Annotated in this window: 15 protein-coding genes; 7 read left to right on the top strand and 8 right to left on the bottom strand. The window is 68.8% G+C overall.

The genetic code is table 11. From position 1 onward, the window contains the following. Positions 1-282: 282 nt before the first annotated feature. Both QHF85_RS48330 and QHF85_RS48325 read right to left on the bottom strand, forming a co-directional pair. Entirely contained in the window at positions 283-498 is a 216-nt protein-coding gene (locus tag QHF85_RS48330) for a hypothetical protein (protein ID WP_281334326.1), read from the bottom strand. 157 nt (positions 499-655) lie between these two features. After that, positions 656-2,485 (bottom strand): glycosyltransferase family 39 protein, encoded by a 1,830-nt coding sequence (locus QHF85_RS48325; RefSeq protein ID WP_281334325.1) that lies wholly within the window; start codon positions 2,483-2,485, stop codon positions 656-658. Positions 2,486-2,612: 127 nt separating this feature from the next. On the opposite strand from QHF85_RS48325, the gene QHF85_RS48320 reads away from it, so the two are divergent. From QHF85_RS48320 to mtnC, 4 genes are all read left to right on the top strand, one after another. Further along, positions 2,613-3,227, top strand: a complete 615-nt coding sequence (locus tag QHF85_RS48320; protein WP_281334324.1) for a methylthioribulose 1-phosphate dehydratase — start codon at positions 2,613-2,615, stop codon at positions 3,225-3,227. Between the two features lie 148 nt (positions 3,228-3,375). Beyond that, the gene (locus QHF85_RS48315; protein ID WP_281334323.1) at positions 3,376-4,653 is read left to right on the top strand and encodes a porin; all 1,278 of its coding nucleotides are present in this window, start codon (positions 3,376-3,378) and stop codon (positions 4,651-4,653) included. A 51-nt stretch (positions 4,654-4,704) separates the two neighbouring features. Next, the gene (locus QHF85_RS48310; protein WP_281334322.1) at positions 4,705-5,289 is read left to right on the top strand and encodes an acireductone dioxygenase; all 585 of its coding nucleotides are present in this window, start codon (positions 4,705-4,707) and stop codon (positions 5,287-5,289) included. Beyond that, the gene (mtnC, locus tag QHF85_RS48305) at positions 5,283-5,981 is read left to right on the top strand and encodes an acireductone synthase (protein ID WP_281334321.1); all 699 of its coding nucleotides are present in this window, start codon (positions 5,283-5,285) and stop codon (positions 5,979-5,981) included. The genes QHF85_RS48310 and mtnC overlap by 7 nt, the downstream gene beginning before the upstream one ends. Here the strand turns inward: mtnC and QHF85_RS48300 are convergent. Then, the gene (locus QHF85_RS48300) at positions 5,964-6,917 is read right to left on the bottom strand and encodes an alpha/beta hydrolase (RefSeq protein ID WP_281334320.1); all 954 of its coding nucleotides are present in this window, start codon (positions 6,915-6,917) and stop codon (positions 5,964-5,966) included. The two genes, mtnC and QHF85_RS48300, sit on opposite strands and share 18 nt — an antisense overlap. A gap of 203 nt (positions 6,918-7,120) precedes the next feature. Between QHF85_RS48300 and QHF85_RS48295 the strand changes: the two genes are divergently transcribed. Continuing rightward, the gene (locus QHF85_RS48295) at positions 7,121-7,660 is read left to right on the top strand and encodes a hypothetical protein (RefSeq protein ID WP_281334319.1); all 540 of its coding nucleotides are present in this window, start codon (positions 7,121-7,123) and stop codon (positions 7,658-7,660) included. A 6-nt stretch (positions 7,661-7,666) separates the two neighbouring features. Here the strand turns inward: QHF85_RS48295 and QHF85_RS48290 are convergent, their stop codons facing one another. The 4 genes from QHF85_RS48290 to QHF85_RS48275 all read right to left on the bottom strand — a co-directional run bounded on the left by QHF85_RS48290 (position 7,667) and on the right by QHF85_RS48275 (position 11,986). Beyond that, complete coding sequence (locus tag QHF85_RS48290; protein WP_281334318.1) at positions 7,667-9,088, bottom strand: proteinase inhibitor; 1,422 nt, start codon at positions 9,086-9,088, stop codon at positions 7,667-7,669. Positions 9,089-9,337: 249 nt separating this feature from the next. Further along, on the bottom strand, positions 9,338-10,777 hold the full coding sequence (locus tag QHF85_RS48285) for a cytochrome P450 (protein ID WP_281334317.1): 1,440 nt from the start codon (positions 10,775-10,777) through the stop codon (positions 9,338-9,340). Between the two features lie 39 nt (positions 10,778-10,816). After that, complete coding sequence (locus QHF85_RS48280) at positions 10,817-11,572, bottom strand: SDR family oxidoreductase (RefSeq protein ID WP_281334316.1); 756 nt, start codon at positions 11,570-11,572, stop codon at positions 10,817-10,819. A gap of 9 nt (positions 11,573-11,581) precedes the next feature. Then, a complete protein-coding gene (locus QHF85_RS48275; protein ID WP_281334315.1) occupies positions 11,582-11,986 on the bottom strand; it encodes a 6-carboxytetrahydropterin synthase in 405 nt (134 codons plus the stop codon). Positions 11,987-12,095: 109 nt separating this feature from the next. Here QHF85_RS48275 and QHF85_RS48270 point away from each other — a divergent pair, with 109 nt between their 5' ends. Further along, positions 12,096-12,734 (top strand): MarC family protein, encoded by a 639-nt coding sequence (locus QHF85_RS48270; protein WP_281334314.1) that lies wholly within the window; start codon positions 12,096-12,098, stop codon positions 12,732-12,734. 58 nt (positions 12,735-12,792) lie between these two features. Continuing rightward, positions 12,793-14,745, top strand: a complete 1,953-nt coding sequence (locus tag QHF85_RS48265) for a hypothetical protein (protein WP_281334313.1) — start codon at positions 12,793-12,795, stop codon at positions 14,743-14,745. Positions 14,746-14,795: 50 nt separating this feature from the next. On the opposite strand, the gene QHF85_RS48260 is transcribed toward QHF85_RS48265, so the two are convergent. Then, positions 14,796-15,579: dihydrolipoamide acetyltransferase family protein (locus tag QHF85_RS48260; RefSeq protein ID WP_281334312.1), on the bottom strand; the 784-nt coding region annotated here is incomplete at its 5' end.

The following is a 15,579-nucleotide window of genomic DNA, read 5'->3' as shown; positions in this document are numbered from 1 at the left end:
TCCACCCCTGCACCCGGACCAGCGCAAGCGCTGGACTCGGGGTCGATGAACTGCGCGATGCGCAGTTCATCGAACGGGCCAGGTCAAGACCGCAACCGACCCTGCCAACCAAGACAGCCGCGCTGACGGCTCAACGGGCGACGTGGTACCAGCGGCGGCCTGTGGGAAGAACTGCGCGTTGCGCAGTTCTTCCCCAAAAGGTCCAGGGCTGGCCCTGGTTCGGGTCGAGGGGCGAACAGCCCCCGCGGGGTCCGGGGCAGCGCCCCGGCGAGGCGCCCTTCGTCAGGCAGTCCCGCCGGATGACGTCCACATGGCCGGCGTGGCTTCGGGCGCTTCGGTGAGCCCGCGCAGCACGCGCAGTGCGTGGGAGAGCGTGCCCCACATTGCCTCGTAGGCTGCGGGTTCGAGCCGGATCGAGGTCGCGCCGAGGTGGATCGAGATCACGTTGCACTGCGGGCAGTGGTCGACGCGGGCGACGGGACCACGCGACAGCGTCACGGGAGCGCAGGGGGAAGCCTTCGCGGGACAGGACATGGTGCGTGTCTCCTGGGGGTCGTGGCTCGGATGCCTTGCTCGTTGAAAATGAAAGTGATGTTCAATATCGATACAGGGTCGAGTGGTACCTGTCAAGCGATCTCGTGCGGACGCTTGCGGATCAGTCCTCGTCGTCGGGGGAGGCGGCGTTTGGCGGGGGAGGGAGGACGAGGCGCGGGCGGGGAGGCGGCGTGGCGGGGGGCTCGGGTGCGTCGAGGGCGTAGACGAAGAGACGTCCGTTCACGACGAGGAGCGGCTCTTTTGCGAAGAGCTCGGGGTGGCAGGAGGGTCTTCGGGCGCGCGTGACGGCGTGTACGACGGCGACGCCGGGGCCGGGGTGGTCGCCGCAGCGAAAGCGCTCGAATTCGATGCCGTTTGCCTCGAGCTCGCGCGCCATCATCCAGCCATAACGGTGGTAATGCACGGGCCCGAGGTTCCGGGCTTTCAGGGCGGCGGCGACGTCGGCCATGTCCTGCCCCCAGTCCTCGCCGACGACGCTGACGAACGGCCCGAAGACGGGGCCGAGGGTCAGTGCATTGAAATACCCGACGGGGTGGCGAACCCAGGCGATCGCCGAGGCGAGCGTGCCTGCGCCGAGCAGGGCGAACCGCGTCCGCGCGCGCCGCTGCCCTTCCTCCCAGAGCTCGGCGGCGACCGTCCCCGCCCCGAGGACGAAGAATGGCATCACTGGCAGGACGTGCCGCACGCCGATGTTGATGTTCGAGCCGATGGAGATCACGAGGAAGAGGCCACACCCGGCGAGGAGCGTGCTTGCCACGCGATCCGGCGCGGCGCGGCGGCGGATCGCGCGGGAGAGCCCGACGCCGAGCAAGACGAGCACGGCGAGCGGGTTCTTGATTGCGAGCATCACCGGGAAATACCCGGCCCAGCCGCCGCCTGCGCGCATGCCGAGGAAATACGTCGAATGCCCGTCGCGGCTCTGCACCGAGACCATCGACAGGCCGAAGACGTACGTGTACGGCAGCGGCACGGGGAGCCAGCGCGGCAGGAGCGCGATCGGCGAGCGCTCCTCCAGGAGCCGCTGATGCTCCCGCTTCGAGATGTAGCTCTGCGGCTCGGGCTCTGCGAGGATCCGCTCGACCGTCCAGCCGGTCCGCTGAAACCCGTACGCCGCATTGACCGCGAGCACCGCGGCGAGCGCGACGGCGCCGGCGTGCGCGGCGAATCGCCCGATTCTCCCGCGTCGGGTCGGCGCGTCGCCCTCGGCGCCTCCGCGAAAGGCGAAGAAAAACCCCAGCGAGACGAGGAGCGGGACCAGGAACGCCGCGCTGTATTTGATGCAGAATGCCGCCGCGACCGCGAGCGTCGTCGTGATCGCGGTGCGGAGGCGCGGTCGCTCGAAATGCTCGGCCGCCTCGCATAGGGCGATCGTCGTGGCGAGCGCGATCGGCAGATCCGTCGTGACGAGCCGGCCGTGCGCGAGCAACGTCGGGTGCAGGCAATGGATCCCGAGCGCAAAGAGCGCAGCACGATCGCCGGCCCTCCGCCGCGCGAAGCGGAATACGTAAAGCCCGAGCAGGAACGAAAAAAACACATTTACGTGACGCGCGAGCACGAGCCCGGCCCGCGCCGTCGCCCAGTGCGCCGTGAAATACTGCTCGGCCAGCTTGCCCGTGTCCGCGTCGGCCCACGCCGGAAACGCGGTCAGATCCACGCGATCGCCGAGGAGCGCGGCCGGCAGCGCGAGCAGGGCGTCCGCGAGCGGCGGGTGCGCATAGCCGAGCCGGGTATCGCCGGTCCAGAAGTAGGAGAGGCCCCGCACGAGGTGGACCGGCTCGTCCATCGTCGGCGAATCGAGGTGGACACCGACGAGGGAGGTCCCGAGGAGGATCCCGAGGAGCAACGCGGCGAGCCACAGGATGCGACGGTTGGGGAGGGCTTCGAACGCGGACATCGGCGAAAGCGGCCGGCCGATCGGGGACCGCTCCATTCCTGCGGAAATCTCCGTCTGGAGGACGCGAGGCCAGCAAAGTCTACCGGGAATGTCAAGCGAGGAGCGCCCGCGCGGCGGGCATGCCAGGGCTTGCTCGCGTTGTCCTGGCCGGGTAGGGTCGAGCGTGCAGGAACATCGCCTCCCCGAGTCCGCCGCGGCCACCTTGCTCTCGCTCGCGAGTCGTTGCCACGCGCGGGGCTGGGCCCAGGCGACGAGCGGCAACTTCTCCGTTCGCCTCGACGCGCACCGCTTCGTCGTCACGAAGAGCGGCCTCGACAAAGGCGCGCTGCGGGCCGAGGACCTGCTCGTCGTCGACCTCGAGGGAAACCCGCTCACCGAAGGCCGTCCCTCCGCGGAGACGCCGCTCCACGCACAGGTGTATCGGCGACGCCCGAGCGTCACCGCCATCGCGCATACCCACTCCGTCGCTGCCACGGTCCTGTCACGCGCGCTCCTCGCCGAGGGGTACGTCATCCTGTCCGGATTCGAGATGCTGAAGGCCCTCGTCGGCATCAGCACGCACGAGACCTCGATCCGCCTGCCCATCTTCCCGAACGATCAGGACGTCCCGCGCCTCGCCGCGCAGGTCGACGCGGAGCTCGGCGGTGACGACTGCGTCTACGGCTACCTCCTCGCGGGGCACGGCCTCTACACGTGGGGCTGCAACGTGAACGAGGCGGCGCGGCACGTGGAGGCGATCGAGTTCCTCCTCGAGTGCGTGCTCCACGGCAGGCGGTGAGACCCTCTCCGCAACAAAACTTCTCCGGCTCGTAACGAACGCGAACGAATCGGTAACGTCGTCGCGACGGAGCCGTAACGAGTTCGTCACCAAAGTCGCCTAGCGTGTAGGCACACGAGAAAGGCCGGGACGCCCCCGGAGTCCTTCCATGTCGCTCGCACGTTTGGCCGCGCGCTCGGCCCTCGCCGCGGTGTTTGGTCTTCTTTTGTCTTCGCGCTCGGCCGCGGCGGATGTCGCCGCCGCGCCCCGATCGGAGATCGCGCTGGCCACGATCCCGCCCGCGCAGCCCGCCGCGGTCAAACCCGCGCCGAAGCCCGCCGCGTCGAAGCCCGGCGAGGGCGCGGGCAAGGCCTCGCAGCACTGGTACGACAAGATCAAGATCCGCGGCTATTCACAGGTCCGGTACAACCAGCTCGGCGCGACGAACGAGCGGCTCGTCAACACCCAGGGCGACCGCTCGATCGGCAAGGACGGCGGTTTCTTGATTCGTCGCGCCCGCCTGATCGTCCAGGGCGACGTGCACGAGCGCGTCTTCGTGTACATCCAGCCCGATTTCGCGACCGTCGTCTCCGACCAGTACCACGTCCCCACGCTGCGCGACTGGTATGCCGACATCGCCCTCGACAAGAAAAAAGAGTTCCGCTTCCGCGTCGGCCAGTCGAAGGTGCCGTACGGCTTCGAGAACATGCAGTCGAGCCAGAACCGCGCGCCGTTCGATCGCTCGGACGCATTGAACAGCGCTGTGAAGGACGAGCGCGATCTCGGCATCTTCTTTTACTGGGCGCCCGAGCGCATTCGCAAGCGGTTCAAGGCGCTCGTCGACGACGGGCTCAAGGGCTCGGGCGATTACGGCGTCGTCGCGCTCGGCGTGTACAATGGCCAGACCGCGAACCAGAAGGAGCGGAACGACACGCCGCACGTCGTCGGTCGTATCACCTGGCCGTTCCAGATCGGCCGCCAGATCGTGGAGATCGGCGGCGGCGGGTACGCCGGCAAGTTCGTCGTGAAAACCTCGGACGACGTCACGGCGCCGGACGAGATGCGCGACGTCCGCGCCCACGCCTCGTTCGTCCTGTATCCGCAGCCGTTTGGCCTCCAGGCCGAATACAACATCGGCCGCGGGCCCGAGCTCGTCGGCGATCGCGTCGTCGAGCGCCCGATCTCCGGTGGGTACGTCATGGCCATGGCCAAGATCGGCACCTTCCTGCCCTATGTCCGCGGCGTGATGTACGACGGCGGGCGCAAGTTCGAGACGAACGCGCCGCATTACAAGGTCCGCGAGCTCGAGATGGGCCTCGAATGGCAGCCCATCCCCGCCGTCGAGGCCACCGCGGCGTACACGATCGCGGAGCGCACCTACCCCGAGCCGCCTTACCCCCAGGAGAGTGGCCGGCTTCTCCGCTTGCAGATCCAGGTCAATTACTGAAGAGCGTGAACGGGCTTGCAGCGAGGATCGGTTTGGGTCGATCCTCCAGGGGTGAGCTCGATCCACGTTTTCTGGGAAAACGATCCCCGAGCGCCCGTCCGCGTCCTCTCGGACCACGCCAAGATCGCGGCGTACCTGGGCCTCGCCCACATTCGTTTCGAGGTCTGGGACGCTCCGTTTTCGTTCACGCCAAAGGCCACCGCGGAGGAGATCCTCGCCGCGTACCAGGCGCCGATCGAAAAGCTCTGTCGCGAGGGCGGGTATCCCGCCGTCGACGTCGCGCGGCTCTCGCCCGATCCACAGGATCCAAGCTGGCCGGCGAAGGCCCGCGCGGCGCGGGAAAAGTTCCTCGAAGAGCACACGCACGGCGAGGACGAGGTCCGCTTCTTCGTGCACGGCGCCGGGGTGTTTTATCTGCGCCTCAGCCCGATGGTGGTCGCCGTGCGTTGCGAGCGGGGCGACCTCCTCTCGGTCCCCGCCGGCACAAGGCACTGGTTCGACATGGGCGCGCAGCCCGACTTCTGCGCGATCCGTTTCTTCGGCACGCCCGAGGGCTGGGTCGCGAGCTTCACGGGCGACGACATCGCGCGCGGCTTCCCCGACGCCGACACCCTCGCGCGGGGTGAGCCGTGGTGAAGCGCATCGTCACGGACATCGAGGGCACCACCACGTCGATCGCCTTCGTGACCGGAACGCTCTTCCCGCACGCGCGGGCGTCGCTCCCGTCGTTCGTCCGGACGCACGCCGACGAGGCGCGCGTCGTTTCAGCGCTCGACGCGGCGCGGGCGGAGGTGGGGGATTCGCATCTGTCCGACGAGGCGGTGATCTCGCTCTGGCTCCGCTGGATCGACGAGGACCGCAAGGCGACGTCGCTCAAGGCGATCCAGGGCATGATCTGGGCGGAGGGGTATCACGCGGGGGCCTATCGATCCCACGTGTACCCGGACGTCCCCGGCGCGCTCGCGCGGTGGAAGGCGCGCGGGATCGGGCTTGCCGTGTTCTCGTCCGGATCGGTGCTCGCGCAGAAGCTCCTCTTCGCGCACACGATCGAGGGCGATCTCGCGGGCTTCTTCGACCGATGGTTCGACACGACGACCGGCAAGAAGGCCGATCCCGCGTCGTACGCGCGCATCGCGGCCGCGCTCGACGTCCCGCCGCACGAGGTGCTCTTCCTGTCGGACGTGAAGGCCGAGCTCGACGCTGCGCGCGGCGCAGGCTTGCTCCGTGTCGGGCTCGCGCGCGACGGCGCTCCGCCCCTCGTGGATCACCCGACGGCGCGGAGCTTCGACGACATCCTGATCGAGGGGGATTCAGTGCTCGTGCGCTGACGGGCCCGTGAGCTTGCGGGTGAGCCACTCCGAGGCCTCGCGGATCACCTCGTCCCGGTTCGTCTCGTTGAACAGCTCGTGACGCGCGCCCGGGTAGACGCGGTACGTCACATCGGAGAGGCCCGCCTTCGCGTACGCGTCGAGCAGGCCGCGCAGGTTCTTCGTTCGCTCGTGGACCGGGTCCTCCGAGCCCGCGACCACGTAGACCGGCAGGCGCTTCGGGATCCGCGCGAGCGCATCCGCGCGCGCGAGCGTGGGCATCGCGCTGAGGAGCTGCACCCAGAGCGCCGTCGTGGCCGAGAAGCCGCAACGCGCGTCGGCGACGTACTTGTCGACCTCGGCCGCGTCGCGCGAAAGCCAGTCGTAGGGCGTGCGGTTCGGGCTGAACGTGCGGTTCCACGCGTCGAACGACATCCCCTGGATCACCGTGCTCTTGCCGCGCTCGCCGAGCCGCGCGCGCTCGGCCTTCGCCACGAGCGCGCCCGCGCGCGCCAGCATGCTGGGAGGACCGTTGGTACCCGAAAGGATCACGGCGGCGAGCCTCCCGCCCTCCTCGGGCAGCACGCCCTGCGCGATGAGCGAGCCCATCGAATGGCCGACGAGCGCCTGCGGCAGGCCCGCGTAGGCAGCGCGCGCGCGGGCGAGCAGGCCGCGCAGGTCGGCGATGACGCGGCCGAAGCCGTCACCCGGGCCGAAGTAGCCGAGCTCGTCGTCGGACTTCGCGGTGCGCCCGTGGCCGCGGTGGTCGTGGGCCTCGACGACGAGGCCGCGCGCCGTGAGGGCCTCGGCGAGCCGCGCGTAGCGGGCGCCGTGCTCGCTCATGCCGTGCGACACGTGGACGACGCCGACCGGCTTTGTGCCCTCGTCGGGGGAAAAGACGTTCACGAAGATCGGCTTGCCGTCGTCGGCGATCCATTCGAACGAGGAGGTACGCATGCGGAGGGCGGCCGTTCTACACATGGTCCCGGGCGGATGGGAAGAACCTGTGTGTCCCGGGCGAGAACGTCACGTCCGTGAAAGAACACTTGCGGTGTCCGAAATTTCCCGGTAGAGGCTCGCCGGCCCGATCTTCCGAGCTCGTCCCCGTGTGGCGCTTTCCCGGGGGCTCGGATCGTGCAGAGGAGCAGGTAGACCCCGCGATGCGATCCAAAACAGCCGATCCGACCGATGGTCAACGCAGGCCCCGCCGCGGTCGTGAGAAGTGGGTACGGCGGTGGGGCCGGATCGAGCGGGACGACCTCGAGGCACTCGTGGCAGAGCTCGAAGGGGGCGGGGAAGTAGATGAGCAGGCGGCCGCTTCGGCGGCGTGGCTCGACGCCATCTCGAAGGTGGCGGGGGCGATCCTCTGTGGCGGCACGCTCGTCACGGAGACACATCTCGTGGGGCACCTGCCGACAGGCGAGGATCTTGCGAAGTTCGGCTGCAAGAACATCCGCGACGGCCGGATGATCGAGGTCTTTCAGGCGTTCGACGAGGGCGGGCTCGATGAGCGAGGCCCCTACGCCGTGACGCATCGGGAGCGCGATTGGTCGGCGTTTGGCGCGGCGCGCGCTTTCGTGGACCTGGTCGGCCCGAAGAACGCGATGCTGGCGCTGCAAGCGTGGCACGACGCGAAGGCCGCGCAGCGACACGGAGCGCGGCCGCGGCCGCCCGTGGTCATCGAGGTTGTCCGGGCGTAATCCTGCTCAGAGCGGGGAATCGAACAGGCACCGCGTGATCGGGACGCCAACGTCCGCCCACACATACAGATAATATTTCGTGCCCGGGACGAGCTTCTCGGGGCTGCCTTCTGCGGGGTAGCCCTGCTTCGTATTCGGCAGAACCTCGCCGTAGGTGATACCGCTCTTCACAGGTGCGGCGTTCGAGGCCACGTCGAGGCGCCACATCGTCCCCTCGGGCAGGTCGAGGTTCGGCGGAACGCCCGGGTTCTTCGCGTCCGCCGATAAGACGTAAACGTAACGGGCGTCGCCGCCGGTCCAGGTGATCTTGCCGGCGGCGTCCACGCCCTGGCCGGCGTCGCAATCGCTCGGCACGTAAAGGCTCTGTTGATACAGAGGCCCGCCGAACGGGGTTTCGTTCGCAAAATCTTCCTTCTCGAATCCGCGGCGGAGGAGCTCGCCCTCGAAAAACGCGACCATCCTTGCCGGGTCCGTGGTCGGCAGGCCGGCGACGTCACGGGAAAAACCGTTGTTCTGGTCCGGCGGATAGGCGCCGAGCGCGGCCGAGGAGACCCAGCCGGCCGCGAGCGCGAGGCCCGTCGGATAAAAGCTGTCGGTCCAGATCGGGCCGGCCTCGATGTACCAGTTTGACGGACCTTCGGCGGGCGCGGCCTTCGACGAGTGGCAACAGACGCAGCCGCAGGCCTCGACTTGCTCGGTCACCCACGCGAGCTCGCCGAGCCATTGCGAGTCCGAAAGGCGCGGATCACCCTCGGGCGTCTTGAAATCGGAGGGCGGGGCCGGCCAGTAAGGGCGTTGCGTGAGGACCGTCTCGCAGGACGCGTACTCCGCGAAGTTGCGGCCGGGCTCGGTGCAGCCCGAGATCGCGCCGAACGTGCAGACCTTGCCGCCGCTCTGGCCCGCGGGCTCGCCGGCCTTCGGGTCCACGCACACCTCGGTGGGCCATTGAAACACCGAACCCTCCGGATCGGGGTCGCCCGGGTCGTCGACCACGCCCTCGCACGCGTCGGGCACGAACTTGCCGCCGCCGAAGAGCTCGCAGCCGCGCTGGGTCGAGGTGCATTGCGTTGTGTCTTCGCCGGGGAAGACAATGCTGGTTTCGTCGTCCTTCCCGCCGTCGAGCACGCACCGGCCGAGCGTCGTCGGATAGGTACAGCGCTCCGCTTTCGTGAAGGTGGACGTTCCCTGGTCCTTGCAATCGGCCTCGGCGGTCTCGGCGGACCAGCCTTTGCCGGTGTAATCGCGGCACTCTTCGGCCTGGGTGAAGGGGCTCGTGTAGACGCAACGACCCGGCACCGCGGCGGCGGGCTCCGGGCCCGGCCCGGCCTTCTCCTCGGCCTTTTGACAGGCGCCGAGCCCTCCGAGGGACGAAACGAGCAGCGCTGCGCCCAGCATCACGTGCGGAGAACGGAGGAGCTCTTGCTTCACGGTCGATACTCCTGAACCTGGCCTTCGAACGAAGGGTGGATGTGGTCTCGCTCGCTGTTTTGTGCAGCGAACGTTCTACGTAATATCGTTTGTTCACGGAATGTGCAAACTTTGTCTAAACTTTTGTGCACACGAAGTGATGAAGGACACGTTCGTGTCCAGGCGCGGCACGGAGGCGGAGGAGCGGAGCGAGGGAGGCGGAGGAGCGGAGCGAGGGAGGCGGAGGCGGGGGGACGGGCGGGGAGGGCGTCAGGGCGCGCTGCGGCGACGGACGCGCGCCCACACGCCGCCTTTCGGGCGGAGCGTGGCGAATGTCTCGGGCTCGATGTCCTTTGGTTCGACCTCGAAGGACAGCCCGCGCATCAGCGTGGCGAGCACGACGGGCCCTTCCATCAGGGCGAAATGGTTGCCGATGCACACGCGGGGCCCCACGCCGAACGGGATCCACGCCGATTTCGGGCGCTTGGATTCGTTCTCCGGGGAAAAACGGTCCGGATCGAATCGCTCGGGATCGGCGAAGCAATCCTTGCGGTGGTGCATGCCGTAGACGTTCACGAAAAAGATGCTCTTCTCCGGGAAGCGGTGGCCGCCGAGCTCGACGGGCTCGAGCGCGCGCCGCGGCAGCACGATGACCGGCGGATAGAGGCGCAGCGCCTCCTTGAAGACCCGCGTCGTATAGGCGAGTTTTTCCGGGTCGTAGGACGTGGGGCCGTCGGGGCCGAAGGCGTCGGCCTCGGCCTGCACCTTCGCCCGCGCCGCAGGATCCCGCGCGAGGAGGTAAAACGACCAGGCGAGCGCGGTCGCCGTGGTCTCGTGCCCCGCGATGAACAGCGTATTGGCCTCGTCGCGGACCTGCTTGTCGCTCATGCCGTCGCCGCCGAGATCGGCGTCGCGCGCGTACAGGAGTCGCGTGAGCAGGTCCTTGCGATCGGCGCGGCTCGCCCTGCGGTCGTCGATCATCGCCTGAATGCGTTTGTCGAGGACCGTGAGGGCGCGCTTCACCGTGGGATCGTTCCGGCCGGGCATGAAGATCGGCGCGTCGAGCGCGGCGCGGGCGCGGGCGCGGACGCCTTCGAGCCACGGCGGGAGTTTTCCCTCGAGGACCTCGGTCGCCTCGACCGCCGAGATCTGCAGCGTCATGTACGGCGTCCCGAGGCGATCGTTCACCCAGCCGAGGGCGATGGTGAGTGCCTCGCCGAGCTCGTCGGCCTCGTCGAAGGTCCGCGCGTCGAAGAGGGCGCGACCGACGACGCCCATCGCGATCCGCGTCGTCACGGCGGCGAGGTCCGTGCGCTCGCCGTCCTCGAGCCGCTCGCGGGCGCGCAGGGCCTCGCCGTTCATCGCGCTCACGTAGGTCTGGAGCTGCGTCGGATGAAAGAGCGGCGAGAGCAAGCGGCGCTGGCGCCGCCACAGATCTCCCTCGCTCGTGAAGAGCCCCTGGCCCGCGAGGTCGTGGAGCAGGATCCGGATGCCGGGCGCCTTCTCGAAGCTCCGCGCCTTCTCCACCAGCATCTCGTGCGCGACCCCGGGCCCGTTCACGAAATGGAACGTGCGGTGGAACATCCGCGCCGCGACGACGTCACCCGTGGCGGCGACGCGCTGGAAGAAGGGCAATCGATCGAGCTTGAAGTGGTGGGCGTGGCCGAGCAGGTTCTCGCCGGGGGCCATGGGGATCGCCGTCGGGGGCATACCCCTCGATAACACAGGTCCGGCCGGGGCGAGATCCGATCAATCGGGGGTCGAACCTGGCGGCGGCGTGGCCCAGCCGAGGTGCTGACCTCCGTCGACGGCGATGAGCTGCCCCGTCACCGCGCGGGCCGAGAGCAGGTACCGTACGGCATCGCAGATGTCCTCGGGCGTGGACCCGCGGCGGAGCGGCGTGGCCTCGCATTGCGCGGCGAATTGCTCGGGGGTTTGCGTCGCGCTCTGCAGCGTCGGCCCGGGGCCCACCGCGTTCACCCGGATGCGCGGCGCGAGCGCGAGCGCGAGCGATTGCGTGAGCGCCCAGAGCCCGGCTTTGCTCACGGTATACGTCGTGTAAAACGGGTCGAGGTTCCACACGCGCTGATCGAGAATGTTCACGACCGCGCCCTCCGCGCCCTCCGGCAGGCGCCGCGCGAATTGCTGCGTGAGCACGAAGGGCGCCCGGAGGTTCGCCTCCATGTGCAGGTCCCACGATGCGCGCGTGGCCGTCTCCAGCGTGTCGTGTGCGAACGTCGAGGCGTTGTTCACGAGCGCCACGAGCGGCCCCACGAGGTCCGCCGCGCGATCCACGAGCGACGCCGTCTCCGCCTCGTCCGCGAGGTTCGCTCCGACGGCCGCCGCGCGCCCGCCGGCCGATGCGATCGCGGCGACGACGCCTTCCGCCTCCTCGCGCGAGCGGTTGTAATGGACGGCGACCGAACACCCGTCACGCGCCAGCGTCATGGCAATCGCGCGGCCAATCCGCTTGCCGGCGCCGGTGACGAGGGCCGCCTTGCTCATCGAACGCTCCTAGCGCTCGTCGTACGTCGCGACGGCCGTCTCCGTCTCGTAGAAATGCACCGCCGTGACGGGCAGCCCGTGGGCGCGCAGGTGATCGAAAATGAGCTTCGCGAAATTCTCGGCGCTCGGATTCACGGGAAGCGTGACGAAGGCCTCGCCCGCCTGCTTCAGGTAGGGAATGACGGGGTCGTCCTCCCGCAGGATGAGGCGGTGGTCGAACTGCGCGAGGATCCAGTCCTTGCCGGCTTTCTCGATGTCGAAGAAGTCCGCGACGAACCCTTTGCGGTCGAGCACGGGCGCCGAGAGCTCGATCTCGACCCGGGCGTTGTGACCGTGGATGCGGGCGCAACGGCCTTCGTAGTCGAGCAGGCGGTGGCCATAACAAAACCGCACTTCTTCGGTCACGCGGAACATGGGGAGGGCCAGATACCCCGGCGTTCGCCCTCCGTCAACCCGCGTCGCGGGACGCATGAGCCTGGCGCCTCGCCTTGCCTGGCTCTATAGCGCTCAGGGGGATGTGCCCGTGACTGATCTCGTGACGTTCTTTTTCGTCGCCCTTTCGGCGGTGTTCTTCGTGGTCGACCCGATCGGCGTCGTGCCGATTTTCCTCGCCATCACGGGGAACGATCCGCCCGAGAAGATGCGACAGATGGCGCGCCGCGCTTGCGTCACGGGCTACTTGATCCTGATGACGTTCGCCGTCTTCGGCGGCCTCATTTTCAAGATCTTCGGCATCAGCCTCGGCGCCTTCCGCGTGGCGGGCGGGCTCCTGCTCATGCTCACGGCGCTCGACATGCTGCGCGCCAAGCGCGCGGGGACCCGCACCTCGCCCGAGGAGACCGAGGAGAGCGCCCGCAAGGAAGACGTGGCGCTCGTGCCCCTCGCCATGCCCTTGCTCGCCGGCCCGGGCTCCATCGCCAGCGTGATGGTGCTCATGTCCCAGGGCAACGGGCGGAGCCTCCTCTTCGCCGTGCCCGTCCTCCTCGCCGTCACGATCACGTTTGTCGTGGCCTATTACATCCTGCGCGCGGCCCCGCTCGTGCAGCGCGTCCTCGGGCGGAGCGGCGTCGCGATCCTGGAGCGCGTCATGGGCCTCATCCTCGCGGCGATCGCCGTGCAATTCGTCGCAGACGGCGCGCGCGATTTGTTGCGAACCCCTTGACGCTCGCTTTCGGGCCAGGTCTCCTCGCGAGGTCCTTATCCTTGCAGGGAGGCATGACATGATCGGTCGACGTGGGACGATCTTTGGATTCGGTCTGGTGGCGCTCGTCGTGCTTTCAGGGTGCCCCGATCAGGTGACGGGCGGCGGCACGGGCGGCATGGCCGGGGCGGGCGGCGGCACGGGCGGCAGCGGGAACGGCGGGAGCGGCGGCATCGGCGGCATCGGCGGCGGCGGCCCCATGGGCTGCATCGCGGCCGAGCGGCTCGACCTGCTCTTCGCGATCGACAATTCGCGGAGCATGGCCGACAAGCAGAACATCCTGGCCCGCGCGATCCCGGACATCGTGCAGGGCGTCGTGAATCCGCCGTGTATCGACCAGGCGGGCGTGCCCGCCTCGTCCCAGCCGAGCGGGCCGACCGAGGCGTGTCCTGCCGGCACGTTCCGCGCCTTCGAGCCGATGACCGACATTCACGTCGGCGTCATCAGCTCCAGCATCGGCGGCCACGGCGCGGATGCATGCCCCAACGTGGTCATGAACAGCATGGAGTGCGGGCCGGCCCCGAACCTGACGAACAACGACAAGGCGCACCTGCTCGCGCGCACGAATGCGTGCGGCACGGCCGAGGTGCCGACGTACGCGAACAAGGGATTCCTCGCCTGGGATCCCGAGCAGCAGCTCAGTCCGCCGGGTGAGGCCGTGGTCGACGACGGGATGGGCGGCGGCCTCGTGCCCGCGCTGCGCGAGATGGTCATCGGCGTCGGGCAGATCGGCTGCGGCTACGAGTCGCAGCTCGAGAGCGTCTACCGCTTCCTCGTGGATCCGGAGCCCTACGAGAGCATCTCGGTCGTGAACAACCGGGCGACGCCGGAGGGCATCGACACGGCGCTCTTGCAGCAACGCGCGGAGTTCTTGCGGCCGGATTCGCTCGTCACCGTGCTCATGTTGACCGACGAGAACGATTGCTCGACGAAGGAGTACGGGCAGTTCTATTACGTGAACCAGCTCCAGATCGGCGCGAGCGCCGTGCGGATGCCACGCGCGCGGAAGGAATGCGTGCTCTACCCGGACGATCCGTGCTGCAAATCGTGTGGCCAGGATCCGGGGGCGTGCGCGCCCGATCCGTCGTGCCAGGACCCGAATGGCGGGCCGGCGCTCTACGACGCCGAGGAGGACGACATCAACCTGCGCTGCTGGGAGCAAAAGCGCCGTTTCGGCATCGATTTCCTCTATCCGATCGACCGGTACACGCAGGCCTTCACCGAGCACGTGATCCCGAATCGCGCCGGCGATCTCGTCCCGAACCCGCTCTTCTCCGACCTCGACCCGACCGACGGCCTCACGGACATCCGCGGGCCCGCGAAGGTCCTCGTCACCGGCCTCGTGGGCGTGCCCTGGCAGGACGTGGCGCGGGACCCGACCGACGCTTCGAAGGGCTTCAAGTCCGCGGCCGAGCTCGCGGCGCCGATCGACGGGACCAACTTCACGACCTGGAACGTCATCCTCGGCAGCAGCTTGGCGAACAACAAGTTCCCGCCGCTCGATCCGCTCATGAACGAGTCGGTCGCGAAGCGCGTCGGCACGAACCCGATCACCGGCGACGTCCTCGTCGACGCGTCGACGCCGAACGCGAACCCCATCAACGGGCACGAGTGGACCATCCCCAACGACGACCTCCAGTACGCGTGCATCCTGCCGCTCCTGCCGGGCGAGCAGCGCGATTGCACGGACCCGAACGTCACGGCCTGCGATTGCCGCACCGTGGTCAACGACAACCCCCTCTGCGCGCCCGATCCCGCGAACAACAATGCGCCCACGCTCCAGGTCCGGGCGAAGGCGTACCCGGGCCTCCGGCAGCTGGCGCTGTTCCAGTCGCTCGGCGATCAGGCGGTCGTCGGCTCGGTTTGTCCGGTGAACCTCGACGACCTCGCGTCGCCGTCGTACGGCTATCGGCCGATGGTGCGGTCCGTGGTCGAGTGGCTCACGCGCCGCAATTGCCAGAACAATCTGTGATTGGTTGAACCGAGGGTGCGCCCGCATCGGGGCGCACCCTCGCCGCCTCGTCAGGAGACGAGGATCTGCATCGGGCGCTCGATCAGCGCCCGCAGCGCCTTCAGGAAGGTCGCGCCGACGGCGCCGTCGATGACGCGGTGATCGCAGGAGAGCGTCATCGCGAGGCGGCGACCGGGGACCACGGCGTCGCCCTTCACGACGGGCTCGCGCCGCACCTGACCGACGGCCAGGATCGCGCCCTCCGGCGGGTTGATGACCGCGGAGAACTCGTCGATCCCGTACATGCCGAGGTTCGAGATCGAGAACGTGCCGTTCGCCATTTCCTCGGGCTTGAGCTTCTTCGCCTTCGCCCGGCCCGCGAGATCGCGGATCTCGGCGGCGATCGCGGTGACGCTCTTCTTGTCGGCATCGCGCACGACGGGCGTGACGAGGCCCTCGGAGACCGCGACGGCGACCGAGATGTCGACGCGGCGGTGCACGAGAATGGCGTCGGGCGAGTATTGCGCGTTGCACTCGGGGACGCGGCGCAATGCAATGGCGCAGGCCTTGACGAGCAGATCGTTGAGCGAGATCTTCGTCGCGTCCTTGCCGGGCTCCGCGGCGGCGGCGAGCTCCGCGTTGATCTGCTCGCGCAGGGCATTGAGCGGATCGGCGTCGACGTCGATCGTCAGATAGAAATGCGGCACGGTCTGCTTCGACTCGACGAGCCGACGCGCGATGGCCTTGCGCATCATGCTGAGCGGGCGCACCTCGGGCGCGGCGAGCTCGCCCGGCGCGGCGGCGACGGGCGCCGGAGCGGACGGGGCGGGCGCGGCCGCGGGGGCCGGGGCGGGC

Source organism: Polyangium sp. 6x1, assembly GCF_029946515.1.
In the GTDB taxonomy this organism is placed as follows: domain Bacteria; phylum Myxococcota_A; class Polyangia; order Polyangiales; family Polyangiaceae; genus Polyangium.
This window is presented reverse-complemented; position numbering and strand designations above follow the sequence as displayed.